Raw genomic sequence first — 25,666 nt, forward strand, 5'->3', positions numbered from 1 at the left:
TACGTACCGGTCATAATCAGTAACGAAGGCATCGTGGAGGTGTTTTTTCCGGACAGGTGGCCCAATGGAATAAAGGCTGGTTATTATGGCGGTACTGATTGTAACTGATAATTATTTCTTTATACAAGGCCTGAGCCATATGGCCGATGACTTCTGTTATATCGGTTGCGCCGGCAGTTTTGATAGCGAGTTGGCCCGTAGGCAATGTGCGGCGCTGAGCGCTGACGACTATGTGATTATCCATTTTGCACATTTAGATCATATATTATGTTTCTACCGATACTATCTGTCTAACAGCCTGGCGAAAGTTATTGTCGCCCCGGATGCAAAGTTTGTTAGCGACGTGTCGGACATTAATGATATTTATTTTCTCTCAGCCAATGCCAGCGTTAAATCGGTAGAGAATATGTTTAAGCTTAAAAAATATAAAATTAGAAAGCGAAGCCTGACTCCGCGCGAAGAAAAAATAATGTCATTAATGATTATCGGTAATTTGATTAATGATATTTCTCAGACGCTCGGCTTAAGCATTAAAACGGTTAGTTTACATAAAAGCAATACCAGCAATAAGGTCGGTTTGCTTAATAATAACAATATCACGATGCTGGCCCTGATGCGTTTTATTCTGCCGGCATCAAAAAACGGCCTGCGGCTTATTTAATCTGCCGCGGCAGCGCATTGTATCGATTTATTCAGGTATTTGTTTTTAAGGACTCAGGGTTCTTAAAGGCGATCATTCCATAAAGAACTATGGAACAGTACGGGCCATAAAAAGCCTCTTATCTTTATCAGGTGATAAATATGAAATTGAAAATGTTGGCAGCAGCTCTGATGACGACTCTCTGTGTTGGCGCTGTTCAGGCCGCTGATGTTACGGCTCAGGCAGTAGCGACCTGGTCAGCAACCGCTAAAAAAGATACCACCAGCAAGCTGGTCGTCACTCCGCTGGGCAGCCTGGCGTTCCAGTACGCTGAAGGGATCAAAGGCTTTAACTCGCAGAAAGGCCTGTTTGACGTTGCGATTGAAGGCGATGCTACCGCAACGGCCTTTAAACTGACTTCCCGTCTGATCACCAATACCCTGACTCAGCTGGATACCTCTGGCTCTACGCTGAGCGTTGGCGTTGATTACAACGGCGAGTCCGTAGAAAAATCGGCTGACACCATCATGATCGATACCGCTAGCGGCAAGCTGGGCGGCAACCTCAGCGCGCTGGCTAACGGCTACGACCAGGCCGGCCGTACCACCGCTCAGGATGGTTTCAACTTCTCTATCGTTAGCGGCACCACCGACGGTACCACGGCTGTAACGGATTACAGCACGCTGCCGGAAGGGATCTGGAGCGGCGACGTCAGCGTACAGTTCGACGCGACCTGGACCAGCTGATTTCCCTGTAGCACAAAGCAGGGGTTTCCCCCTGCTTTCTTTCACGGATTGAATTCCCATGAAAAACCACATTCTGGCTATTGGCCTCTGTTTATGCGCCATCATGCCGGCCCGGGCGCTGGACGTTGGCGATATCTCCTCGTTTATGAACAGCGACAGCAGCGTGCTCAGCAAAGAGATAAAAAATACCACCGACAGTGGACGCCTGATCAATATCCATATGGAGCGCCTCTCCTCGCCGCTCGATGGCGGTAACGTCATTGCGATGGAGAGCCAGGACGAAGTTTTGCTCACGCCTGCCAGCCTGCTGCTGCCGGCGAAAAGCAGCGATGTTATTCGCTTTTTCTATAAAGGCCCGACGGATGACAGGGAGCGTTATTACCGCATCGTCTGGTTCGATCAGGCGCTAAGCGACGCCCAGCGCAATGGCGCAGCCCGCAGCGCGGTGGCGACGGCATCCGCCCGTATTGGCACCATTTTGGTCGTGGCGCCCCGCAAGGTGAACTACCGCTATCAGTACGCCAACGGCACGCTGGTGAACAGCGGAAACGCCACGCTGCGCATTCTCGCCTACGGCCCATGCCTCAAGGCGGCGGATGGCAAAGAGTGTAAAGAAAATTATTACCTCATGCCCGGTAAAGAGCGCCGATTCACGCGCGTCAACGTTGCCGATAAAAAAGGACGGGTCGCGCTCTGGCAGGGCGAGCAGTTTGTTCCCGTAAAATAACAATTGTGCTGACGGGATAAGGTTATGCCGCGACTACGGATTTCCCCGGAGCTGAAAGCGCTCCTGGCCTACGGTATGGTTATTTTTTCTGTTCCGCTCAGCGTCAGCGCGGCGCCGGAGCAGATACCGCAAATCGGCGGCGTAATTATTCCCCAGGCGTTTAGCCAGGCCCTGCAGGACGGGATGAGCATCCCGCTCTTTATTCATCTGGAAGGCAGTACGGGCAACGGGGACGATCAGCGCCTCGGCAACGCCTTTATCTGGCTGGATGGCGGCGTGCTGCGCGTGCGCCAGATCCGCCTGGAGGAGAGCGATAATAATGCCACCGTGAGCGCCCAAACCCGGCAGACGCTCGCCTCCCTGGCGAACGAATCCTTCGACAGCGACCTGCGCATTAAGATCTCCGCCGACGCGCAGCTGCAGCTCAGCCTGCGCCAGCTTCTGCTCCAGCTGGTGGTGAAAAAAGAGGCCCTGGGCACCGTACTGCGATCGCGCAGCGAAGATATCGGCCAGTCCAGCGTTAACGCCCTCAGCAGCACCCTGAACTATAACCTCGGCGTCTATAACAACCAGATGCGCAACGCGGGGAACAGTACCTCCAGCTATCTGTCGATGAACAATGTTACCTCCCTGCGCGAGCATCATCTGGTGCTCGACGGCTCGCTCTACGGCGCCGGAACCAGCAATCAGGACAGCGAGATCTATAAGGCGATGTACGAGCGTGACTTCGCCGGTCACCGCTTTGCGGGCGGAATGCTCGATACGTGGAACCTGCAGTCCCTCGGGCCGATGACCGCTATTTCGGCAGGCAAAATTTACGGCGCCTCCTGGGGCAACCAGGCCAGCTCGACGGTCTTTGATAACTCCCAGTCGGCGACGCCGATTATCGCGTTCCTGCCTTCCGCCGGTGAGGTGCATCTGTCGCGCGACGGCCGCCTGCTGAGCGTGCAGAACTTCACGATGGGCAACCATGAGGTTGATACCCGCGGCCTGCCGTACGGGATTTACGACGTGAATGTTGAAGTTGTCGTCAACGGCCGGGTGGTCAGCAAGCGCACTCAGCGGGTGAACAAGCTGTTCACCCGGGGACGCGGCGCCGGCGCGCCTTTGGCCTGGCAGGTCTGGGGCGGAAGCTTCCATATGGACTGCTGGTCAGAGGGCGGCAAAAAGGCGCTCCCCGCCAAAGAGAGCTGGCTGGCCGGGGCTTCGGCGACGGGCTCGCTGGGCGCCTTCAGCTGGGCCGCAACCGGCTACGGCTACGATAACAACGCCGTCGGCGAGACCCGGCTAACCCTGCCGCTGACGCAATCTATCAACGTGAACCTGCAAAACATGCTGGCCAGCGACAGCTCGTGGAGCAGTATCGGCAGCGTCAGCGCCACGCTGCCCGGCGGCTTTAGCTCGGTTTGGGTCAACCAGGAAAAGACCATAATCGGCGACAGGCTGCGGCGCAGCGACGCCGATAACCGGGCGATTGGCGGGACGTTGAACCTCAGCCCGCTGTGGTCAAAGCTGGGCACCTTCAGCATCAGCTATAACGACGATCGCCGCTATAGCAGCCACTACTACACCGCGGATTACTATCAGACCCTCTACAGCAACGCCTACGGTTCGCTGGGCCTGCGCGCCGGGATCCAGCGCTTTAACAACGGCGACAGCAGCGCCAGCACCGGGAAATATATCGCGCTCGACTTTTCTCTGCCGCTCGGCAACTGGTTTAGCGCCGGGATGACCCACCAGAACGGCTACACCATGGCCAACCTGGCGGCGCGCAAGCAGTTTGAGGAAGGGAGCACCATTCGCACCGTCGGCGCCAATATCTCCCGGGCCATCTCCGGCGACACCGGGGATGACAAAACCCTGAGCGGCGGCGCCTATGCCCAGTTCGATACCCGCTACTCCAGCGGGACGCTGAACGTGAACAGCGGCACCGACGGCTACGTGAATACCAACCTCACCGCTAACGGCAGCGTGGGCTGGCAGGGGACAAATATTGCCGCCAGCGGGCGTACCGACGGTAACGCCGGGGTGATTTTTAATACCGGTCTTGAAGATGACGGCAAGCTCAGCGCCAGGGTAAACGGCCGGGTATTCCAGCTCTCGGGCAAACGCAGCTATCTGCCGCTCTCGCCCTACAGCCGCTACGAAGTCGAGCTGCAGAACAGCAAAAACTCGATCGACAGCTACGACATCGTCAGCAGCCGCAAAAGCCGTCTGACGCTCTATCCGGGCAACGTGGCGGTGATCGAGCCGGAAGTGAAGCAGATGGTGACCGTCTCCGGGCGTATTCGCGCCGAAGACGGCACGCTGCTGGCCAATGCGCACATTAATAACCACATCGGGCGTACCCGCACCGATGACAAAGGCGAGTTTGTGATGGATGTAGATAAAAAATTCCCGACCATCGACTTCAGCTACGGCAACAACCAGCGCTGCGAAGTGGAGCTTGAGATTAACAAAGCGCGCGGGGCGGTATGGGTCGGCGATGTGACCTGTAACGGCTTGAAAACCTACGCCAGCAACCTGGCGACGGGAGAGAACTATGCAGGCTAAATGGGGTGCGTTATTGGCGATTGTGCTCGCCCTGGGCGCAATGACGCGGGCCTCTGCGGCGGTGACCAAAACGAACTGGCCCGACGCGGCGGCGATGCAGTATGTGTTTGTGGAAAACAACTCTGACGATAACTACTTCGTCACCCCTGGCGGCGCGCTCGACCCGCGCCTGACCGGCGGCAGCCGCTGGACCGGGCTGAAGTATACCGGTACCGGCACTATCTATCAGCAGAGCCTGGGCTATATCGATAACGGCTACAACACGGTGCTAAACGCCAACTGGCAGTTCGACATGTGGCTGGAGAACTCGCCGGTATCCAACCCGCTGAGCGGCCTGCGCTGTATAAACTGGTACGTTGGCTGCGATATGGCAACCAGCCTGATTCAGGCGCCGGCGCTGGATGCGAGCGGTTTCTACGGCGTGACGGTGACCTCCGGCGGGGCTAAATGGATGCACGGGATGCTATCCGACGCCTTCTATCAGTATCTCCAGCAGATGCCGGTAGGCGGCAGCTTCTCGATGACCATCAACGGCTGTCAGACTTCCGTTAAGTACGATGCCAGCAGCGGGGCGCGCTGCAGGGATCAGGCTTCGGGGAGCTGGTATACCCGCAAGGTCACCCATACCAAGGCCGCCAACTTAAGGCTGCTCAATACCCACTCCCTTACCGAGGTGTTTATCAACACCGACGGAGTGCCGACGCTCGGCGAGGGGAGCACCAACTGCCATGCCCAAACCATCGGCACCCGCTCCGGCCTGAGCTGCAAGATGGTTAACTATGCTCTGGAAAACAACGGCCTGAGCAATACCTCTATCCATATTTTCCCCGCCATCAGCAATTCGTCGCTGGTCTCTGCGGTGGGCATCTATGATATGCAGTTCAGCCTCAACGGCAATTCGTGGAAGCCGGTAAGCGGCATCTCCTACTACTACAATTTCAATGAGATGAAGTCCTCTGACTCCATTTACATCTTCTTCTCGAATAACTTCTTTAAGCAGATGGTTGCGCTGGGGATCAGCGATATTAATACCAAAGATTTGTTTAACTTCCGCTTCCAGAACATTACGTCGCCGGAGTCCGGCTGGTATGAGTTTTCTACCTCCAACTCGCTGGTTATCAAGCCGCGTGATTTCAGCATCAGCATTATTTCCGACGAGTACACCAGCGCGCCGAGCCGCGAGGGCTACGTCGGCCAGGGCAAGCCCTCGCTGGATTTTGGCTATATCGTCACCACCAGCGGCAGGACCGCCGCCGATGAGGTGCTGATCAAAGTTAACGGCCCGGCGCAGACCATCGGCGGGCGTTCATACTGCATCTTCAGCTCCGCGGACAATACGACGAAAGTCCCTTTCCCGGCGACGCTGACCTTCACGACGCAAAGCGGCGGCAACAAAACCTACGATGCCGGCTGCGACGATAGCTGGCGCGACATGACCGATGCGCTGTGGATGAGCACGCCGTGGAACGACGCCTCCGGCGATCCGGGAGTGATGAATAAAACCACGGTCAGGTTCTCTATCCCGATGAATGACGCGATCTCGCTGAAAACGATCGACGATGACGGCTGGTTCGGTGAGGTGAGCGCTTCAGGTGAAATTCGGGTTCAGGCGACGTGGCGAAATGTTAACTAATACGATACGCGCGATGGCGTGGCTGCTGGCCCTCTGCCTGCCCGCGGTCGGAGAGGCCATATCGGTCGGTAACCTGACCTTCTCGCTGGGGGCGGAGGAGAGCTTTGCCGCCAAGCGGGTGCTGAATAATAACAAGAGCGCGCGCCTGTATCAGGTCTCGGTGGTCGGTATCGACCGTCCTGGCGGGAAAGAGGTTCGCTCCCGCCCGGCGGACGGCGAGCTGCTCTTTGCACCGCGCCAGCTGACCCTGCAGGCGGGGGAGGGGGAATATTTTAAGTTCTACTATCACGGGCCGCAGGACAACCGCGAGCGCTACTATCGGGTCTCGTTTCGTGAAATCCCTACCCGCAACCGCGTCGAGCGCAATACCGCCGGGGCGGCGGTGAGCATCGACCCGGTGGTGGTGGTAGAGACTATCCTGGCGGTGCGTCCGCGTCAGGTCGATTTTAAATGGGCCTTTGACCGCCAGGCGGGCACCGTCAGCAACAGCGGCAACACCTGGTTTAAGCTGCTGATTAAGCCCGGATGCGGGGCAACGGAAGAGGACGGCGACGCCTGGTACCTACGCCCTGGCGACGTGGTGCGCCAGGCTGCGCTACGCCAGTCTGGCGACAAGTACATAATTTACAACGATCAATTTATCAAAATATCCAACGACTGCCCGTCGCCATCGGCGGGCGGTTAGCTCTCGGTCAGGGCCATCAGGCGCGACTGAACCTCAGGGCAGCCGGCCAGCACCAGGTTACCGCTGAGCAGGCCGTCGTTGGCCAGAAAATCGCTGCTGCTCCCGCCCGCTTCGACGATCAGCAGGATACCCGCCAGCGCATCCCAGCTGTTCATATGCGCCTCATAATAGGCGTGCACCTGGCCGGCAGCGACGTGGGCCAGCATCAGCGCCCCGGCGCCAAAGCGGCGGTACTCCATGCCGGCGTCAATCACCCGCTCCAGCATGCGGGCGTAGTTTGCGGCAGGCGCCCGGCTGGAGCGCCCCATGCCAATCACCACCGTTTCCGGATCCGGCTCGCGTAGCGTCAGGCGCTTATCGTTGAGAAATGCGCCTTCGCCGCGGCGGGCAAAGAAAAACTCATTGCGATCCGGGGCGTAGATAATTCCCAGCTCCAGCGCGCCCTGGCTGACCCAGGCCAGAGAAATACACCAGTAATCCATGCCCAGAATATAGTTGGTGGTACCGTCGATAGGATCAATGACCCAGGTTCCCTGCTTCCCGGCCCGCAGGCCGCTCTCTTCGCCGAGAAAACCGTCCTCCGGGCGATGGGCCTCCAGCCAGGCCTTGATCTCCTGCTCGACGAAAACGTCGGCCTGGGAAACAAAATCCTGGCGCGCTTTTTTATCCACCTGCAGTCCCGCATCGCGCAGCTCCTGCGCGCGCGTCCCCAACTGGCGAATCAAACTGCATAGCGACTGCTGCTGTTCTTCGGTCATAGCCTGGCTCTTATGTGGTTGATGGCGACGTGCGCCGGTGAATTAAATCGACCTTCACCCACGTGGTGCGTGAAGGCTGGAGCGGATCGCTGGCCCTCTCCAGCAGGCGGGTGAGCGCCTGGCGGGAGATCTCCGCTACGTCCTGATGCAGAGTGGTGAGCCGGTAGCTGTACTGCGCCGTTTGCGGCGTGTTATCAAACCCGATGAGCTGAAAATCCGCCGGGGCCTCTTTGCCACGCTGGCGCATGCCGTCAAGAAAGCCGCAGGCCAGCTGCGCGTTGGCGCAAAAAATCCCCTCCAGCGCATCGTCGGCATCGGCGGCGGCCTGCAGCCCGCCCTCGTAGCCTTCGAGGGTGGCAAAAAGAGGCTGAAGATCGCGCCGCGTATCCACCCCAAGTTCGCTGAGCGCCTGATAGAACGCTTCCCCGCGCATTTGTCCGGCCCAGGTCGAGTGGCGATGGTTTAGCCAGCCAAAGCGGCGGCAGCCGGCGGTTACCAGCTGCTTCGCAGCCAGCGCCGCCCCGGCTGCATTATCCGAGCAGACGTAATCGACGCCGGGAATATTGGGCTGGCGGTTAATGCCGACGACCGGAATTTGCTGCTGGGCGAACTCGTAGACCAGCGACTCGGGCGGCTGGCCGGAGGTGACGATCGCCCCGGAGACGCGAAACTGCGCGAAGCGGCGAAGGGTCTGGGCCAGATCCTGCTCGCTGCGGATCTCGCTGACCAGCGCCTGAAAATCGTGGCGCTGGATCTCGCTCAGCAGCCCGTCGAGCAGGCTGCTGCGAAACGGATCGTTGATGCGGGAAACGATCACCCCGATCAGGTGGCTGCGCCGGCGGTTAAGCCCCTGGGCGAGGAAGTTGACCTGATAGCCCAGCTCTTCTGCGGCGCGCAGCACCCGCTCGCGGGCGGCGGGCGAGATGCTGCCGTTATTGCTCAGCGCGCGGGAAACGACCGCGCGCGAGACCCCGGCGCGGCGGGCAACGTCCTCGGCGGTAATGCTCTGTTTTCGGGGAAGTGCGCTCATGCCGGGCTTTCCTCGCCGCTGCGCGGTGGCTGATGAAGATCGTATTGTAAGCCGTCCTGGCTGACGAACAACCCGTTCCACGGCCGGCAGGCTACCCGCAGCGCCGGCAGGATCGCGTCGTAGCAGTGATAGAGCCCCATGGCGGGCAGCGCCAGCCTTTGAAACAGCGCCAGGCAGGCCGGGAAATCGCCGTGGGAGGCGTCGTCGCTCAGGGCGGTGAGCGAGGCGCACTCCTGGAACGCCAGGTCTGCCCCCGCCATCAGCGCGATCGACTGCGCCGTCGGCCGGCCGTCGCCGCTGTAGAACAGGCTTTTCCCGGCTAGGGTGATGCGAATTGCGCGATTGCTGAGCTCATGCTGGGTTTCGGCGGTGCGGATCTGCCAGTCGTGCCAGGTCCACGTCGGGGTGACGTCGCGCCACTCAATCGCAAAGCACAGCGCGGTGTCCGGCCAGTTTGCCAGCTGCGCCAGCTGCATCAGCACCGGACGCTGCTGCGGCTGGCTGTAGATAATCAGCGGCTTGTGGCGGGAAAAGCTTTTCCAGTAGTTGAGCAGCGCCGTCAGGCCGGTACAGTGATCCGGATGGACGTGGGTGAAGTAAATGGCATCGATATCGTTAATATTGCCCCCGCGCTGCCACAGGGCGCGCGGGATAGTGGGGCCGCAATCAATCAGCCACTGGCGATTGTTATTATCAATCACGCGCAGCGCAGAGGTATTTTGGCTCTCTGAGAAGGCGCTGCCGCAGCCGAGAACGTCTATTTTCATTTACCCTCGCCAAAAAATTTTCGCACTTAATTAAATTGTCACAAATACCCGACAAAGTAGGCTCACATCATGTCGAGTTAAAGTTGCATTTTTTTTACAGCCAAATGAACACGTGTTCATACCGGCGCGAATAAATAAAAAAATGCCTACAGAAGAGTTTTGGATACCGAATATGAGCTATCTGCACATTGCCAGCCTGAGAATTCGCTACGGCGATAAGGTTGTCCTGCATAATATCGACCTGGCGGTAGAGAAGGGGGAGATGATCGCCCTGCTGGGGCCATCGGGCTGCGGGAAAACCACGCTGCTCAATGCGCTCTGCGGTTTTATCCCGGCGCAAAGCGGGGAGATCGTCGTCGCCGGCAGGGATATTACCCATAGCCCGCCGGAGCAGCGCAATATTACGATGGTTTTTCAAAGCTATGCGCTGTGGCCGCACCTGACGGTGGCCCGCAATATCGGCTACGGCCTGAAGCTGCGCCGGTGGCGGCGCGACGATATCGACCGCCGGGTGGCGGAGCTGCTGCAGATAGTCAACCTCTCGGGGCTGGCGGAAATGAAGGTGACCGAGCTTTCCGGCGGCCAGCGTCAGCGGGTTGCCCTGGCGCGCGCCCTGGCGATTGAACCGGACGTGCTGGTGCTGGATGAACCGCTCTCCAACCTGGATGCCAAAGTCCGCCTTAACGTCCGTCATGAAATAAAAGCGCTGCAAAAGAAGCTCGGCTTTACCTCATTAATCGTCACTCATGACCAGCAGGAAGCGCTGGTGATGGCTGACCGTATTGCCGTATTAAATAACGGCAGGATTGAGCAGTTAGGGACGCCGGAGGAGATATATCAGCGTCCGGCCACGCCTTTTGTCGCCGATTTTATGGGTGCCGATAATAAAATAAATAGCCGCGATATCCGCACCCTCGACGGTATTCACTGGCGTAGCCCACCGGCATATTCCACTGCTGATTCTGGCGAGCAGATCATTTATTTCCGCAGCACCGACGCGGCGCTCCTTTCAGTCGCGGATAGCGCGCCGCAGGAGGGGCTGACCCTCGACGGCATCGTCGAACAAAGCGCCTTCCTCGGCCATTTATATCGCCACAGCGTACGCTGCCGCGATCGCCTGCTGCTGGCGGATTCTACCCGCTGCTGGCCCGCCAGCTCCCCGGTCAGGCTGCACGTGCCGACACCGGCGCTGCATATTTTTCCTTCATCTCATGCAAGTTGACATCATCGTGTTCATTCTGGGGATAAACCATGTTTACTAAAACAAACGTTGCGCTAGCGACCGCCGTACTCCTGAGCTACGGCGCGCAGGCCGATACCATCCTGAACGTCGCGACGGCGGGCGATCAGAATATGGTGGATTACGTAAAAACCTGGCTGGGGCCAAAGTTTGAGGCCGCGCATCCGGGCGTCAAGGTGCAGGTTATCGGTACCGGGCCGGGGGACGCGGGCTCGAACAAAATTATCGAAAAGCTGACGGCGCAGAAGGAGAGCGGCGCCAGCAGCTGGGATATTGACGTCGCCGTAGTGCATCAAAAAGCCGGCGGCGAGCTGGTGGAGAAGGGGCTATTAGAGAAGTACCGCCCGCAGATTAAGACCGCCAGCCTGGTCAGCGCCGATAACGCTAAAAATGCCCTCGGGGTGAACGTCGACGGCTACGTGATGCCGATGTTTTTAAGCCAGACCGCCATTGCCTGGAACAGCGAGACGATCAAAACCCCGCCGGCCTCCTACGATGAGCTGGTGGCCTGGGCGCAGAAAAACCCGCAGGCCTTCGGCTATAACGGGATTAAAAACGGCATGTCCGGGGTCAGCTTCGTGGTGGGCTGGATGTACGCCTACGGCACCGACGCCCAGCGCCTCTCCTCCCTGCCGTACGATAAAGGCGTGGAGAAAAACTGGGGCCAGGCCTATGAAAAGCTGAAGGCTTTTAATAAAAACGTCACCTTCACGCCGGGCAACGCCGGGACGCTCGATATGCTGACCCGCGGGGAGATCGCGATGGGGCCGGTGTGGGTGGACATGTTCTACAGCTGGAAGGATCAGGGCAAGCTGCCGCCGTCGATCAAGCTCTCCCTGCTGGCGCCGGGGATGCCGGGTCAGCCGATGTATTACGTGACCCCGGCGAAGGCGGCGAACGCCCAGCTGGCGCACGAGTTTATCGAGCTGGCGACCAGCCCGGAGGTGCAGGCGCAGGGGATCGTGAAGCAGTTTAACTGGTATCCCGGCATCGATGCGCAGCACGTTAAGCCGCAGCTGGACGCGGGGACGTGGCAAAAGCTGTTTGCTGAGATCTCGCCGCAGGCGCTGGCGGAATACGGCAAAAGCTTCCCGATTAGCGCCTATTTTGACGATATTAAAGAAGGCTACGAAAGCCAGGTCGCCAACTAATCTTCGTCGATGCCCGGGGCGGCTGCGCGTCGACCCGGGCGTTTCTCCTTGCTGATATCAGGTTTGCTATGCGTATTTCGCTGAAATATCTGCTGCTGGTGGCTCCCGCCGCGCTGACCATCGCCGTGCTGTTTTTATATCCGCTGGGCTTCTCGCTGATTGCCGCCTTTACCGACGATGCGCAGCGGCTGACCCTGGCCCACTTTCGCAAAGTCTATGCGCTCTACTCCAGCGATATCCTGTTTACGCTGATCGTCGTGCTGAGCTCCGTGGCGCTGCTGGCGCTGATTTCCATTACCCTTTCCGCGGTGATTACCCTGTCGTCCTGCCGGCCGATCGTACAGATGCTGGCATTTTTATATCGGCTGCCGCTGTTTATTCCCTTTATCGTTGCGGCGCAGATGATGCGTACCTTTCTGGCCAAAAACGGCTTAATGAACAATGCGCTGATTGCCAGCGATCTGCTCACGCCGATGGAGACTCTCTCCTGGCTGGGCTGGAAGGGCATTATTATCACCTTCGTCTGGAAGCAGCTGGCGTTCGCCACGCTGCTTATCTGCGGCGCAATGGCGGCGCTTGAGCAGTCGCAAATTCTGGCGGCGCGCAATCTGGGCGCCTCTCGTCCGCGGATCCTGTTCGATATTATTCTGCCGCAGGTGCTGCCCGCTATCGGCGTGGCGCTGGTGCTCTCGACCGTCACCATGATGTCGGTGCTGTCGGTGCCGCTGATGATAGGCGTCGGTACGCCGACGATGATCACCGTTGATATGGCGTTTCGCGTGAACTCCTACGGGGATTACGCCGTGGCTAACGCCCTCGGCGTCGTGTCGCTGCTTATCTGCGGCGCGCTGTCGTGGTTTTATCTGCGCCACAGCCTGCGGCAAAAAGGGGGAGAATAATGAAGGAGGTTACGATGACGTCACCCGCGACGCTGCTGGCGAAAGGGCGGAGAAAGCTGAACGCCAGCCTGCCGCTGCAGACGCTGCTGCTGGTTCTGATGCTGCTGGCGATGTTTGGCCCGCTGCTGAATCTGCTTATCTGGACGGTGGCCGAAAGCTGGTTCTTTCCCCACAGCCTGCCCAGCCAGTGGGGGCTGAAATACTGGTATCAGGTGTTCAGCCCCTATAGCGATGTTTCGGGCTCTCTGCTGACCAGCGTGCTGATTGCCGTGCTGTCGGTGCTGGTGTGCCTGCTGGTTTCGATCCCCGCCGGCTATGCGTTATCGCGGCGAGGGATGCCGCTGCGGGTGGGCTTTATGCTGCTGTTTCTTATTCCGCAGGCGTTCCCTAACCTGACGGTATATATGAATATTGCCCGGCTTTTCTATCAGTGGGGGCTCAACGGCACCGTGGCCGGCGTGGTGCTGGTGCACAGCGTGCACGGGCTGATGTATTCGGTATGGATTTGCGTGGCGGCGTTCTCGGCGGTCGATCCGCTGCTGGCAAGAGCGTCGCGCAATCTGGGGGCCGGGGCGGTGTATACGTTTTGGCATATCGTTTTGCCCCAGGCATCGCCGGGGATTATTGCCGCCAGTATTTTTGTCTTTCTGGAGTCGCTGGACGAGTTCACCGGCACCTTTTTTGTCGGCGCGCCGGATATCACCACGCTGCCGCTGCTGCTATACAACGCCAGCATGTCGGGAAACTATCAGGTGTCGTCTATTACCGCGCTGATTTTATTACTGCCGTCGCTGCTGTTTATGCTGGTTATTCATAAATTTATGCGCCCGGAAATGCTGGCAAAAATGGGCAAATAGCGTTCAGGCTACCCGCCAGTAAAAACGCTTCCCGGTGGGAAGCGTTTTTACTATCAGGTCATCATCATCGGCCACTCTGGCGGCGTCTGGCTCATCACCTCAACCATGACGTCTTTAATGTTGCCCCAGATTTTGGCAACGTCGATCAGCGTGATACCGAGCAGGCCGGTGGCAAACCAGCAGGCGGCGACCAGCCCCAGGCAGCTGCAGATGACCGCTAAGCCGGCATAGTCGCTTTTACGCAGCTGAATATTCATCGAGCTGGCTAAAAACATCAGCACTGCGCTCACCAGCGGCCAGCGCAGGAGTATGACACTGGTAGTAATGGAAGCCATTAACCTGATCCTCAAAGAAAGTCGGGGGCCTTTGACAACCTGGCGAGACTAACGATGACGTGGCGCTCTGGCTATCGACGGGCAAAGAAACGTATAATGAAACAATGTTTCCGTTTCATTAGGATGTGTGAACTATATCACACTTGTTCTTTTATTCACCAGCCAAAAATTGCGTTTTTTATGTACTTATAAACCATTTTAATATTGTGGTTAATGATGCCGTGCGCCATAGCCATGCCCGCCATGTTGCTGAAGCTAATGTATTAATACGATGGATTGTTTTTTTGCCTGGCTTATATCTACGGGTTTTATTACCTGTTCGCGGTAATCATACGGATAAACCGAATCAGAAAGCGCTGCCGCTCTCATTATGTCGAGAATGTTTCTCGATTGTTCTATAAGTTAGTATTATTCATCATTATCAGCTGTGGGGTTTTTACCCTCACTAGCCGAATGCCTAAATGACCGGCGCTGTATAGGCGCAGGCATCTGCCATTGTGGACTGTTACCGTGATTAAGGCGTATCGCATGGATAAAAAGCGGAAATGAGTCGTAGCGCGCCGCATAAGGCGTTGAAAATATTCGGTATTACCCTGGTTATCCTGCTGCCAGTGGTGCTGGCATTGTGGCTTGCCCAACACCGGGCCAGGGTGGAAACCAACGACCAGCTCCGCTCGTTTTCTCAACTGGCGCTGCAGAAAACCGAAATGGTTATTCATGAGGTCGAGCAGGCGCGTAAAAAGGCCATGCAATATCAGGGGATAATATGTTCGCCGCAGCACCAGCGATATATGCTGGATATTGTTCGCAGCCTGCTTTACGTCGAAGATTTAGTCTATGCGGAAGGCGCTGATTTCTTTTGCTCAACCGCCGTTCATCCCGATACGGTCTGGCATGTTGAGACGGCTAATTATATAAAAAAGCCGGATGTCGCCATCTATTACTATCGCGATACGCCGTTCTATCCCGGTTTTGCCATGACCTATATGCAGCGCGGTCACTATGTCGCGGTTATTAATCCGCTTTCCTATAGTGCGTTAATATCCAGCGATAGAGATTTAGCCTACGGTCTGTTCGATACCAAAACGAATCAGTTTTTCTCCGTCAGCAAAAATACCGACGCCGCGGCGCTGCGCCCGCTGATCCGCAGCAAAGACACCTTTTTCCAGCAGGATCGCCGGGTATACACCGTTGCCCATTCGGCGAACCGCCCTATCGCGGTGATCATGTCCACTTCGCGCGTGGGCTACTATAAAAATTTATACGATCAGATCATGCTTACTCTGCCGCTGGGCCTGATTGGTAGCGGGCTGATGTTAATGCTGTGGCTACGAACCCGGCGGCAGTACCACTCCCCGCGCAGCAGGCTGCAGCGCGCGCTGAGCCGTCGCCAGCTGTGCCTGCACTATCAGCCGATCGTCGATATTAAAAATAACCGCTGCGTCGGGGCCGAAGCGCTGCTGCGCTGGCCAGGATGCAATGGCCCGGTGATGAGCCCGGCGGAGTTCATTCCGCTGGCGGAGAACGAAGGGCTGATTGCGCAGGTGACGGACTACGTCGTGGATGAGGTGTTTGCCGATCTGGGCGAATTTCTCGCCAGCCATCCGCAGCTGTACGTCGCGATTAACCTCTCGGCCACGGATTTCCACTCTGCGCGGCTGATTAGCCAAATTAGTGAAAAGGCGCAAAGTCACGGGGTATGCATCAGCCAGATTAAAATCGAAGTGACCGAGCGCGGGTTTATTGACGTGCAGAAAACGACGCCGGTGATTCAGGCCTTTCGCGAGGCGGGATATGAAGTCGCCATCGATGATTTCGGCACCGGCTACTCCAACCTGCATAACCTCTCTTCGCTCAACGTCGACATTCTCAAGATCGATAAATCCTTTATCGATACGTTGACGACGCACGGCACCAGCCACACGATCGCCGAGCATATTATTGAGATGGCGCGCAGCCTGCACCTGAAAACCGTGGCCGAGGGCGTCGAAACGCTGGACCAGGTGAAGTGGCTACACAAGCGCGGCGTCCGCTACTGCCAGGGCTGGCATTTTGCGAAGGCGATGCCGGTGCAGGAGTTTAAGCAGTGGCTGGTTAAGGCGCCAGCGCTGCTTAACGCCTGTGCGCAAAGCCGTCAGGCGGAAATCTGATGGCGATAGTCGCTGGGCGTGCGGTCATACTCCCGGCGGAACACCCGTGAAAACGTCTGCTGCGAGACGTAGCCCAGATCCATCGCGATATCGAAAATCGGGCGCTGGGTGGTTCTGAGGGCTTCAGCGGCCAGTAACAGCCGACGTTGGCGAATGTAATCACCCAGCGTCTGATGCGTAACGGCGCGGAACATCCGCTGGAGATACCACTTCGAGTACCCCGATTTTTTGGCGACTACATCAATGTTAAGTGGTTGATCGATATGTTCATCAATCCATTCAATAAGCGTTTGGATAATATCCTGATGGGACATAAAGCGGCCTCTCTCTCAATTCTCGATTCGTCGTTTTGTCTGCGGGCGAGTATAATTCCTCAAGTTAACTTGAGGTAAAGCGCTTTATGGAAAAGAAATCACCCCGTATCAAAATGCTGTTGACCCCCGGCGAAGTGGCAAAACGTACCGGCGTTGCCGTCTCGGCGCTCCATTTCTATGAAAGCAAAGGGCTGATTCACAGCCAGCGCAATCCGGGTAATCAGCGGCGCTACCGTCGTGACGTGCTGCGTGCGGTGGCGATTATCAAGATTGCGCAGCGCATCGGCATTCCGCTGGCGACTATCGGCGACGCCTTTGGCGTGCTGCCCGAAGGCCACAACCTAAGCGCCAAAGAGTGGAAGCAGCTATCGTCGGTGTGGCGGGAGGAGCTGGATCGGCGCATTCATACGCTGACCGCGCTGCGCGATCAGCTGGATGGCTGCATCGGCTGCGGCTGCCTGTCGCGACGGGACTGCCCGCTGCGTAACCCGGGTGACAAGCTGGGTGAAGAGGGGACCGGCGCGCGGCTGCTGGAGGATGATTAAAAAAACTAAAGCGCCACAACAGGGCGCTTTAGTTGTTTTCCGGTCTTTGTCTTTCGCTCTATCCCGCTGGTTCACAGGAGGGTTTCCCCCGACATCGGCTCCCCTCAGTATTGCGCAACAAGTTGATGGAGGTTCCGGATTGCGCCGACACCTTAATTGTGGCACATCCCCTTAAATCCACCCGCTTATTTTGGCGAATTTTTCCCGTCATTCACCGCCAGTTCCTATAGTTAATTTGAACAAACGACGGGAGAGACCCATGCTGACGGTACATCACCTTAATCAATCGCGATCGCAGCGCGTGCTCTGGGCGCTGGAAGAGCTGCAGCTGCCCTATCAGATTGTCTGCTATCCGCGGCAGAAAAATATGCTGGCACCGCCGGAGTTAAAAAAAATTCACCCGCTGGGCAAATCTCCGGTGGTGGAGGACAACGGCTACGTGCTGGCGGAGTCCGGGGCGATCCTTGAATATCTGCAGGAAACCTACGATAGCACGCAGCAGCTGCGGCCGCAGGCGATGGCGGACAGGCTGCAGTACCGCTTTTGGCTGCACTATGCCGAAGGCTCGCTGATGCCCCTGATGCTGATGAAGCTGGTCTTTTCCAGCCTCGGCAAGGCTCCGGTGCCGTTCGGCATGCGCACGCTGGGCGGCGCGCTGGGGAAGGGGGTGCAGAAGGCCTGGCTGGACCGGCAGATTGCGACCCACGCCGGCTTTATCGAAGATCACCTCTCCCGATGGCCGTGGTTTGCGGGCGAAAACCTGAGCATGGCCGATATCCAGATGAGCTTTCCGCTGCTGGCGCTGCAGTCGCGCGGCGGAATTGACGGGCTTGCGCACATCGCCCGCTGGACGCAGCGTATCGAGCAGCGTCCGGCCTGGCAGCGCGCCATTGAACGCGGCGGCCCCTTTACGCTACCGGGTGCCTGAGGCATCACCTTTTACGATGGCCGAGGCGAATTGCTATCAGCGCAATACAAAAATGTTAGCAGATTGCGCATAGACGATAACGTTTGCGCATCGGCTGGTTATTTCCTGAACGTCATAAGCGAAATTTAGCGAAATACGACAAACTTCAGTTGAAAAGGGCCATCTAAAGGCTGGATAATCGTTTGCCTTATTATTTTGCTCGCTATTTATCCTGCTAACAGGGGGTGAGTAAAGTAATTTTGACCACCGTATTGTATGCGCGGAGTTAAACGTTTGCTTTTTTTGCAGCCCCCCTGGCGCTGCGATATATAGCACAAGGAGATCGCGTTGAACTGGCAGTGGATGGTCCACCACGCATACCGACGAATGATAAAAATTCTCAGGGGAAGTTTTCTATGTCTACGCCTTCAGCGCGTACCGGCGGTTCATTAGACGCCTGGTTTAAAATTTCGGCTCGCGGCAGCTCCGTGCGTCAGGAAATTCTTGCAGGTTTAACTACTTTTCTCGCCATGGTGTACTCGGTAATCGTAGTACCGGGCATGCTGGGTAAAGCCGGGTTCCCACCGGCAGCGGTGTTTGTCTCCACCTGCCTGGTGGCGGGCGTGGGCTCTCTGGTGATGGGGCTGTGGGCCAACCTGCCGCTGGCAATCGGCTGTGCTATCTCGCTGACCGCCTTTACCGCCTTCAGCCTGGTGCTGGGGCAGCAGATCAGCATCCCGGTTGCGCTGGGCGCCGTGTTCCTGATGGGCGTGCTGTTTACCATTATCTCGGCGACCGGCATTCGTAGCTGGATCTTACGCAACCTGCCGCAGGGCGTTGCGCACGGTACCGGTATCGGTATCGGCCTGTTCCTGCTGCTGATCGCTGCCAACGGCGTGGGCCTGGTCATTAAGAACCCGCTGGACGGTCTGCCGGTGGCGCTGGGTAACTTCGACAGCTTCCCGGTGATTATGTCGCTGGTGGGGCTGGCGGTGATTATCGGCCTCGAAAAGCTGAAGGTGCCGGGCGGCATCCTGCTGACCATTATCGGCGTGTCGATCGTCGGCCTGATTTTCGACCCTAACGTGCACTTCTCCGGTATTTTCGCCATGCCGTCGCTGAGCGACGATAAAGGCAATTCGCTGATCGGCAGCCTGGACATTATCGGCGCGCTGAACCCGGTCGTTCTGCCGAGTGTACTGGCGCTGGTGATGACGGCGGTATTTGATGCCACCGGCACCATCCGCGCGGTCGCGGGGCAGGCGAACCTGCTGGATAAAGACGGGCAGATCATCAACGGCGGTAAAGCGCTGACCACCGACTCCCTGAGCAGCGTCTTCTCCGGCCTGGTCGGCGCGGCGCCTGCGGCGGTGTATATCGAATCGGCTGCGGGTACCGCTGCCGGCGGTAAAACGGGCCTGACCGCGGTGACGGTTGGCGTGCTGTTCCTGCTGATCCTGTTCCTCTCTCCGCTCTCCTATCTGGTGCCCGCCTACGCCACCGCTCCGGCGCTGATGTATGTCGGCCTGCTGATGCTGAGCAACGTGGCGAAGATTGATTTCAACGATTTTGTCGATGCGATGGCGGGGCTGATTACCGCGGTCTTTATCGTGCTGACCTGCAACATCGTTACCGGCATCATGATTGGCTTCGCGTCGCTGGTTATCGGACGCCTGGTCTCCGGGGAGTGGCGCAAGCTGAACCTCGGCACCGTGATCATTGCCGCAGCGCTGGTTATCTTCTACGCCGGCGGCTGGGCAATTTAAGCGATTTATGCTGACAGCGGGCGGCTCAGGCCGCCCGTTTAATTTTTAAGCCACATCCTGTTTCCTTTTGCGTTAATCTGGGTAGCGTATCATTTCGAGACATGACGCCTCAGATGTAAAAAAAGAAAACGCAGCAAACAGGGAACACATGGAAATATTCTTTACCATACTCATCATGACCCTCGTGGTCTCTCTCTCCGGGGTGGTTACACGCGTACTGCCCTTTCAGGTTCCACTACCTTTAATCCAGATTGCCATCGGCGCGCTGTTGGCCTGGCCTACCTTCGGGCTGCACGTCGAATTCGACCCCGAGCTCTTCCTGGTCCTCTTTATTCCGCCGCTGCTTTTTGCCGATGGCTGGAAGACGCCGACCCGCGAGTTCATTGAGCACGGGCGAGAGATTTTTGGCCTCGCGCTGGCGCTGGTGCTGGTGACGGTGGTGGGCATCGGCTACCTCATCTACTGGATTGTCCCGGGCATTCCGCTGATCCCGGCCTTTGCGCTGGCGGCGGTCCTGTCGCCAACCGATGCGGTGGCGCTCTCCGGGATTGTCGGCGAAGGGCGGATCCCGAAAAAAATTATGGGGATACTGCAGGGCGAAGCGTTGATGAACGACGCCTCCGGCCTGGTCTCGCTGAAGTTTGCCGTCGCGGTGGCGATGGGCACGATGGTCTTTACCGTTGGCGGTGCGACCGTCGAGTTCTTCAAGGTGGCGATAGGCGGCATCCTCGCCGGTTTTGTCGTCAGCTGGCTCTACGGGCGCTCGATGCGCTTCCTCAGCCGCTGGGGCGGCGATGAGCCGGCAACGCAGATTGTGCTGCTGTTCCTGCTGCCGTTTGCTTCCTACCTGATCGCTGAACATATTGGTTTTTCCGGGATTCTGGCCGCGGTCGCGGCGGGGATGACCATCACCCGTTCCGGAGTGATGCGCACCGCGCCGCTGGCGATGCGCCTGCGCGCCAACAGTACCTGGGCGATGCTGGAGTTCGTGTTTAACGGCATGGTCTTCCTGCTGTTAGGCCTGCAGCTGCCGGATATTCTGTCGAGCTCGCTGGTGGCGGCGGAGGCGGATCCCAACGTCGAAACCTGGATGCTGTTTACCGATATAATCCTGATTTACGCCGCCCTGATGCTGGTCCGTTTTGGCTGGCTGTGGACGATGCGCAAGCTCAGCCAGCGCTTCCTGAAGAAGAAGCCGATGGAGTTTGGCTCCTGGACCACCCGCGAGCTGCTGATCTCCTCGGTGGCCGGGGTGCGCGGGGCGATTACCCTCGCCGGCGTGCTGTCGATACCGCTGCTGCTGCCAAGCGGCGACGTTTTCCCTGCGCGCTATGAGCTGGTGTTCCTTGCCGCCGGGGTCATCCTGTTCTCGCTGTTTGTCGGCGTGATTGCGCTACCGATCCTGCTGCGCCACATCGAGTCGACCGACCATGTCCAGCAGCGTAAAGAGGAGCGCCTGGCGCGCGCCGCAACCGCGGACGTGGCGATCGTGGCGATTCAAAAAATGGAGGAGCGGCTGGCGGCGGATACCAAAGAGAATATCGATAACCAGCTGCTGACGGAGGTCAGCTCGCGGGTGATCGGTAACCTGCGCCGGCGGGTCGACGGGCGCAACGACGTGGAAACATCCATCCTCGAAGAGCAGCTTGAGCGCCGCTTCCGCCTGGCGGCGCTGCGTTCAGAGCGCGGTGAGCTGTACCACCTACGCGCCACCCGCCAGATCAGCAACGAGACGCTGCAGAAGCTGCTGCACGACCTCGACCTGCTGGAAGCGCTGCTCATCGAAGATCAATAGCCGCCGCCGCTCCCCGCCGGGGAGCCGTGCGGCTGAACTATCTACAGAGCTCGCCCGGACCGGCGCAACGCGCCGCCTCCGGGCGCTTACTCATTGAGCCAGAAGCTTTTACTGCACGCCAGCCACGCCTGGGCGCTATGCGACAGATAGACTCCCTCCCGCCAAATCATCCCCAGCTCCCAGCGCAGCTCGCTCTGCAGCGGGATCGTGCAAAAATGCCGGGCGTCGAGGCGCTCGCAAATCGGCTGCGGCAGGATAGCCACGCCAATTCCCGCCTGAACCATCGCGGCGAGGAAGTCCCACTGTCCGCTGCGCACCGCGATGCTGGGCTTGACGTCATGGTCGGTAAACAGCTGCATCAGCTGCTGGCTGAGGGCGAAATCTTCGTTATAGATAACCAGCGGATGGCCGGCGAGCGCCTGCGGCGATAGCGAGCTCATCGCCTCCCACTGCGCCGTTCTCGGTGCCAGCACGCACAGCGGATGGTTGAACAGCGGCAGCGTCGCGAGGCCGCTCTCCTCATCGACCGGCAGCGCCGTCATGGCCAGATCCAGCTCGCCGTCGCTGACCGCCTGCTGCACGGTCAGGCCGCCGAACTCGGCAATTTTTAGCTCCACGCCCGGATAGCGCTGACGAAACAGGCCGATCGGCTCGGCCATCAGCATCCCGACCATCGGCGGGATCCCCAGCCGCAGAATGCCCTTATGCAGGTGGTTAATATCGCTCAGCTCGGATTCCAGCTGGCGGAATTCGCCCAAAATCGCCTGCCCGCGCTCGAAAACCACCCGGCCGGTATCGGTCAGCAGCAGCCGGCGGCCGTCGCGAATTAGCAGCGTACAGTTGAGCTCATCTTCGAGGTTTTTTAGCATCTTGCTGATGGTGGGCTGCGTGACGAACAGTTTCTCCGCCGCGCGGGTGAAGCTCTGCTGACGGACGACTTCGACAAAATAACGCAGCGTGCGGATATCCATAATTATTCCCTGAGACTATACCTGTGATGATTTTAATTCATTTCTGTCCAACCTGGCGGCTCACTATACTGCTCGCCTGGCTTCTTTTTCAGGAATATCGCTCATGGCCTTCGCGCCAGCTCGCGTTACCCCCTTCGTTATGCAACGCCTGCAGGTACCGGTTCAGGTACTGGTTTATGCCGGACTCTTTGTCTGCGCTCAATATCTGGTTAACTGGCTGCACCTGCCGCTCCCGGCAAATCTGGTCGGCATGCTGATGCTGCTGGCGCTTATCGTCTGTCGGATTATCCCGCTGAAGTGGGTGCGCGCCGGCGCCCGCTGGCTGCTGGCAGAAATGCTGCTGTTCTTCGTGCCGGCGGTGGTGGCGGTGGTCAACTACACCCAGCTGCTGATGGTCGACGGCTGGCGTATTCTGCTGGTGATCGCGCTGAGCACGACGCTGGTGCTGGGCGCCACGGCGTGGGTGGTGGATAAAGTTTATCGCTATGAAATCAGCAGGATGAAGCATGAGTGATCTCCATCTGAGCATCCTGTGCCTGATCGTGACGCTGGTGCTCTATTTTGCCAATAAGCGCCTCTATCGCCGCTTTCACAAGCTGCCGCTGATGCCGCTGGTTTTTACCCCGATCCTGCTGGTGCTGATTCTGGTCTTTGGCCATATTTCATACCAAAGCTATATGGGAGAGGCCCACTGGCTGCTGTGGCTGCTGGGGCCGGCGACGATCGCTTTCGCCGTGCCGGTGTATGACAACCTGGCGATTATTAAACGCCACTGGATGTCGCTGAGCGCCGGGGTGGTGACGGCCTCAATCGTGGCGGTCTGCAGCTCGGTCTGGCTGGCGCGCCTGTTCACCCTTTCCGATGAGATTCAGCGCAGCCTGGCGGTGCGTTCGGTCACCACGCCTTTTGCGCTGGCCGCGGCCCGGCCCCTCGGCGGTCAGCCGGATCTGGTCGCGCTATTCGTGGTGGTCACCGGGGTATTTGGCATGGCGATCGGCGATGTGTTGTTTTTGCGCCTGTCGATTCGTGAAGGGATGGCGAAAGGGGCGGGATTTGGCGCCGCCTCGCACGGTGCCGGGACCGCGCGCTCCTACGAGCTCGGGCCGCAGGAGGGCGTTGTCGCCAGCCTGGTGATGATGCTGTCTGGCGTGGTGATGGTGCTGGCGGCGCCGCTGGTGCGCCTGCTGATGTTCTGATGAACCCCGGCCGTTCGGCCGGGGTTAAGTGGCTTAATGCGCCTGGCCGCGTTCGATACCGATACCGGTTTGTGAACGGATAAACTGGGCGCGGAACCGCTCGCGTTCGCGCAGCCCTTCCGCCGAGTTATCGGTGGCGGAGAAGAACCAGATACCAATAAAGGCAACGGCAATCGAGAACAGCGCCGGGTACTCGTACGGGAAGACCGCCTTCGCATGGCCGAGGATCTGCACCCAAATCGTCGGGCCGAGGATCATCAGGATAACGGCGGTCAGCAGCCCCAGCCAGCCGCCAATCATCGCCCCGCGGGTGGTCAGCTTCGACCAGTACATCGACAGCAGAATGATGGGGAAGTTACAGCTGGCGGCAATCGAGAACGCCAGTCCGACCATAAAGGCAATGTTCTGATTTTCGAACAGGATCCCCAGCAGAATGGCGACCACGCCGAGGATCAGCACGGTGATTTTCGATACCCGCAGCTCGTCGCGCTCGCTGGCACCCTTACGGAAGACGTTGGCGTACAGGTCGTGGGAGACCGCCGAGGCCCCGGCCAGGGTGAGGCCCGCAACCACCGCAAGAATGGTGGCGAAGGCCACAGCCGAAATAAAGCCGAGGAACAGATTACCGCCCACCGCGTCAGCGAGGTGCACCGCCGCCATGTTGTTGCCGCCGATAAGCGCGCCCGCAGCGTCTTTAAACGCCGGATTTGCGCCAACCAGCATGATGGCGCCGAAGCCGATAATAAAGGTCAGGATGTAGAAATAGCCCATAAAACCGGTAGCGTAGAATACGCTTTTACGCGCTTCGCGCGCATCGCTCACGGTGAAGAAGCGCATCAGAATATGCGGCAGGCCGGCGGTACCGAACATCAGCCCCAGCCCCAGCGACAGCGCCGATATCGGGTCTTTCACCAGTCCGCCAGGGCTCATGATCGCCACCCCTTTTGGATGGACCGCCATCGCTTCGCTGAACAGGTTATTGAAGCTGAAGCCGACGTGCTTCATGACCATAAAGGCCATAAAGCTGGCGCCGCACAGCAGCAGAACCGCCTTAATGATCTGTACCCAGGTGGTTGCCAGCATGCCGCCAAACAGCACGTACAGCACCATCAGCACGCCGACCAGCACCACCGCAACGTGGTAGTTAAGGCCGAACAGCAGCTGGATAAGCTTGCCCGCGCCGACCATCTGCGCAATCAGGTACAGCGCCACCACCACCAGCGAACCGCAGGCGGAGAGGGTACGGATTGGCCCCTGCTTCAGGCGATAGGAGGCGACGTCGGCAAAGGTATAGCGTCCGAGGTTGCGCAGGCGTTCGGCAATCAGGAACAGAATAATCGGCCAGCCGACCAGGAAGCCGAGGGAGTAAATCAGCCCATCGTAGCCGGAGGTATAAACCAGCGCGGAAATCCCGAGGAAGGACGCGGCGGACATAAAGTCGCCGGCAATTGCCAGCCCGTTCTGGAAGCCGGTGATATTCCCCCCGGCGGTATAGTAATCGCTGCGCGAGCGTACCCGTTTTGACGCCCAGTAAGTGATATAGAGCGTCAGGGCGACGAAGATCAGGAACATGATAATCGCCTGCCAGTTTGTCGGCTGGCGCTGGACCGCGCCGGCGATCGTATCGGCCGCGTTTGCGGCAGCCGGGAGCGTGGCGGCAAGCGCCGTCAGAACTTTCTTCATGATGCCTGCACCTCTTTGAGAATGCTTTTCGTCAGACGATCGAATTCGCCGTTGGCCCGCCAGACGTAAACGCCGGTGAGCAGGAAGGAGATAACGATGACGCCAATGCCGATGGGGATGCCGCGGGTGACGCTGGTTCCCGCATGCAGCGGCGTACCCAGCCAGCCGGGGGCAAAGGCGATAAGCAAAATGAAGCCGACATAGATAACCAGCATGATCAGTGACAAGATGGCGGCAAACCTTTGCCGGGTTGCAACTAACTCCCTGAAATGCGCACTATTTTCTATCCGCTGACAAATTTGATCATTCATCTTAGCG

Annotated in this window: 25 protein-coding genes; 17 read left to right on the top strand and 8 right to left on the bottom strand. The window is 58.3% G+C overall.

Going from position 1 to position 25,666, the window contains the following annotated elements:
* Positions 1-85: 85 nt before the first annotated feature.
* The 6 genes from M2416_RS13645 to M2416_RS13670 all read left to right on the top strand — a co-directional run bounded on the left by M2416_RS13645 (position 86) and on the right by M2416_RS13670 (position 6,984).
* The gene (locus tag M2416_RS13645; RefSeq protein ID WP_076947857.1) at positions 86-661 is read left to right on the top strand and encodes a LuxR C-terminal-related transcriptional regulator; all 576 of its coding nucleotides are present in this window, start codon (positions 86-88) and stop codon (positions 659-661) included.
* Positions 662-801: 140 nt separating this feature from the next.
* Positions 802-1,386: a common pilus major fimbrillin subunit EcpA gene (gene ecpA / locus M2416_RS13650; protein ID WP_076947856.1), complete on the top strand. Its 585-nt coding sequence runs from the start codon at positions 802-804 to the stop codon at positions 1,384-1,386.
* Positions 1,387-1,444: 58 nt separating this feature from the next.
* On the top strand, positions 1,445-2,113 hold the full coding sequence (locus tag M2416_RS13655) for an EcpB family pilus assembly chaperone (RefSeq protein ID WP_076947855.1): 669 nt from the start codon (positions 1,445-1,447) through the stop codon (positions 2,111-2,113).
* Positions 2,114-2,137: 24 nt separating this feature from the next.
* Positions 2,138-4,666, top strand: a complete 2,529-nt coding sequence (locus tag M2416_RS13660) for a CS1-pili formation C-terminal domain-containing protein (RefSeq protein WP_259224790.1) — start codon at positions 2,138-2,140, stop codon at positions 4,664-4,666.
* 40 nt (positions 4,667-4,706) lie between these two features.
* Positions 4,707-6,299 (top strand): fimbrial adhesin EcpD, encoded by a 1,593-nt coding sequence (gene ecpD, locus M2416_RS13665; protein ID WP_076947886.1) that lies wholly within the window; start codon positions 4,707-4,709, stop codon positions 6,297-6,299.
* On the top strand, positions 6,289-6,984 hold the full coding sequence (locus tag M2416_RS13670) for a fimbria/pilus periplasmic chaperone (protein WP_374761792.1): 696 nt from the start codon (positions 6,289-6,291) through the stop codon (positions 6,982-6,984). The genes ecpD and M2416_RS13670 overlap by 11 nt, the downstream gene beginning before the upstream one ends.
* On the opposite strand, the gene M2416_RS13675 is transcribed toward M2416_RS13670, so the two are convergent.
* Genes M2416_RS13675 through M2416_RS13685 form a run of 3 tightly spaced genes read right to left on the bottom strand, consistent with a single transcriptional unit; the run spans position 6,981 to position 9,539 of the window.
* Positions 6,981-7,742, bottom strand: coding sequence for an inositol monophosphatase family protein (locus tag M2416_RS13675; RefSeq protein WP_259224792.1), 762 nt, complete (start codon positions 7,740-7,742; stop codon positions 6,981-6,983). The genes M2416_RS13670 and M2416_RS13675 overlap by 4 nt on opposite strands.
* A gap of 10 nt (positions 7,743-7,752) precedes the next feature.
* Positions 7,753-8,772 (bottom strand): LacI family DNA-binding transcriptional regulator, encoded by a 1,020-nt coding sequence (locus tag M2416_RS13680; protein ID WP_259224796.1) that lies wholly within the window; start codon positions 8,770-8,772, stop codon positions 7,753-7,755.
* On the bottom strand, positions 8,769-9,539 hold the full coding sequence (locus tag M2416_RS13685) for an MBL fold metallo-hydrolase (RefSeq protein WP_259224798.1): 771 nt from the start codon (positions 9,537-9,539) through the stop codon (positions 8,769-8,771). The genes M2416_RS13680 and M2416_RS13685 overlap by 4 nt, the downstream gene beginning before the upstream one ends.
* A 172-nt stretch (positions 9,540-9,711) precedes the next feature.
* Between M2416_RS13685 and M2416_RS13690 the strand changes: the two genes are divergently transcribed.
* From M2416_RS13690 to M2416_RS13705, 4 genes are all read left to right on the top strand, one after another.
* Complete coding sequence (locus tag M2416_RS13690; RefSeq protein WP_259224800.1) at positions 9,712-10,761, top strand: ABC transporter ATP-binding protein; 1,050 nt, start codon at positions 9,712-9,714, stop codon at positions 10,759-10,761.
* 29 nt (positions 10,762-10,790) lie between these two features.
* Positions 10,791-11,930 carry an ABC transporter substrate-binding protein gene (locus tag M2416_RS13695; RefSeq protein ID WP_076947848.1) on the top strand — a complete coding sequence of 380 codons (1,140 nt, stop codon included), beginning with the start codon at positions 10,791-10,793 and terminating at the stop codon, positions 11,928-11,930.
* A 68-nt stretch (positions 11,931-11,998) separates the two neighbouring features.
* Positions 11,999-12,829 carry an ABC transporter permease gene (locus M2416_RS13700; RefSeq protein ID WP_259224801.1) on the top strand — a complete coding sequence of 277 codons (831 nt, stop codon included), beginning with the start codon at positions 11,999-12,001 and terminating at the stop codon, positions 12,827-12,829.
* A gap of 14 nt (positions 12,830-12,843) precedes the next feature.
* Positions 12,844-13,686: an ABC transporter permease gene (locus M2416_RS13705; RefSeq protein WP_115194031.1), complete on the top strand. Its 843-nt coding sequence runs from the start codon at positions 12,844-12,846 to the stop codon at positions 13,684-13,686.
* 53 nt (positions 13,687-13,739) lie between these two features.
* Here M2416_RS13705 and M2416_RS13710 read toward each other — a convergent pair whose 3' ends face one another.
* Complete coding sequence (locus tag M2416_RS13710; RefSeq protein ID WP_041143628.1) at positions 13,740-14,021, bottom strand: YjcB family protein; 282 nt, start codon at positions 14,019-14,021, stop codon at positions 13,740-13,742.
* 545 nt (positions 14,022-14,566) lie between these two features.
* Between M2416_RS13710 and M2416_RS13715 the strand changes: the two genes are divergently transcribed.
* On the top strand, positions 14,567-16,171 hold the full coding sequence (locus M2416_RS13715; RefSeq protein ID WP_259224806.1) for an EAL domain-containing protein: 1,605 nt from the start codon (positions 14,567-14,569) through the stop codon (positions 16,169-16,171).
* Here M2416_RS13715 and soxS read toward each other — a convergent pair.
* Positions 16,156-16,485, bottom strand: a complete 330-nt coding sequence (gene soxS / locus M2416_RS13720; RefSeq protein WP_041143630.1) for a superoxide response transcriptional regulator SoxS — start codon at positions 16,483-16,485, stop codon at positions 16,156-16,158. The two genes, M2416_RS13715 and soxS, sit on opposite strands and share 16 nt — an antisense overlap.
* An 86-nt stretch (positions 16,486-16,571) precedes the next feature.
* Between soxS and soxR the strand changes: the two genes are divergently transcribed.
* The 4 genes from soxR (at position 16,572) to M2416_RS13740 (ending at position 21,498) form a co-directional block, all read left to right on the top strand.
* Positions 16,572-17,030, top strand: coding sequence for a redox-sensitive transcriptional activator SoxR (soxR, locus tag M2416_RS13725; protein ID WP_041143631.1), 459 nt, complete (start codon positions 16,572-16,574; stop codon positions 17,028-17,030).
* A gap of 259 nt (positions 17,031-17,289) precedes the next feature.
* Positions 17,290-17,958 (top strand): glutathione S-transferase family protein, encoded by a 669-nt coding sequence (locus tag M2416_RS13730; RefSeq protein ID WP_259224821.1) that lies wholly within the window; start codon positions 17,290-17,292, stop codon positions 17,956-17,958.
* A gap of 395 nt (positions 17,959-18,353) precedes the next feature.
* Entirely contained in the window at positions 18,354-19,703 is a 1,350-nt protein-coding gene (locus tag M2416_RS13735) for an NCS2 family permease (RefSeq protein ID WP_045853429.1), read from the top strand.
* Between the two features lie 148 nt (positions 19,704-19,851).
* A complete protein-coding gene (locus M2416_RS13740) occupies positions 19,852-21,498 on the top strand; it encodes a Na+/H+ antiporter (protein WP_041143634.1) in 1,647 nt (548 codons plus the stop codon).
* Positions 21,499-21,584: 86 nt separating this feature from the next.
* Here the strand turns inward: M2416_RS13740 and M2416_RS13745 are convergent, their stop codons facing one another.
* Positions 21,585-22,469, bottom strand: coding sequence for a LysR family transcriptional regulator (locus tag M2416_RS13745; protein ID WP_076947844.1), 885 nt, complete (start codon positions 22,467-22,469; stop codon positions 21,585-21,587).
* 103 nt (positions 22,470-22,572) lie between these two features.
* Here M2416_RS13745 and M2416_RS13750 point away from each other — a divergent pair, with 103 nt between their 5' ends.
* Together M2416_RS13750 and M2416_RS13755 are read left to right on the top strand one after the other, a co-directional pair.
* Positions 22,573-22,983 (top strand): CidA/LrgA family protein, encoded by a 411-nt coding sequence (locus tag M2416_RS13750; protein WP_041143636.1) that lies wholly within the window; start codon positions 22,573-22,575, stop codon positions 22,981-22,983.
* The gene (locus M2416_RS13755; RefSeq protein WP_041143637.1) at positions 22,976-23,665 is read left to right on the top strand and encodes an LrgB family protein; all 690 of its coding nucleotides are present in this window, start codon (positions 22,976-22,978) and stop codon (positions 23,663-23,665) included. The genes M2416_RS13750 and M2416_RS13755 overlap by 8 nt, the downstream gene beginning before the upstream one ends.
* Before the next feature lie 33 nt (positions 23,666-23,698).
* Here the strand turns inward: M2416_RS13755 and actP are convergent, their stop codons facing one another.
* On the bottom strand, positions 23,699-25,348 hold the full coding sequence (gene actP, locus M2416_RS13760) for a cation/acetate symporter ActP (RefSeq protein WP_076947842.1): 1,650 nt from the start codon (positions 25,346-25,348) through the stop codon (positions 23,699-23,701).
* A complete protein-coding gene (locus M2416_RS13765; RefSeq protein WP_076947841.1) occupies positions 25,345-25,659 on the bottom strand; it encodes a DUF485 domain-containing protein in 315 nt (104 codons plus the stop codon). The genes actP and M2416_RS13765 overlap by 4 nt, the downstream gene beginning before the upstream one ends.
* Between the last annotated feature and the right edge of the window lie 7 nt (positions 25,660-25,666).

Origin of the sequence: Klebsiella sp. BIGb0132 (genome assembly GCF_024810075.1) — a bacterium.
Taxonomy (GTDB): Bacteria; Pseudomonadota; Gammaproteobacteria; order Enterobacterales; family Enterobacteriaceae; genus Klebsiella; species Klebsiella terrigena.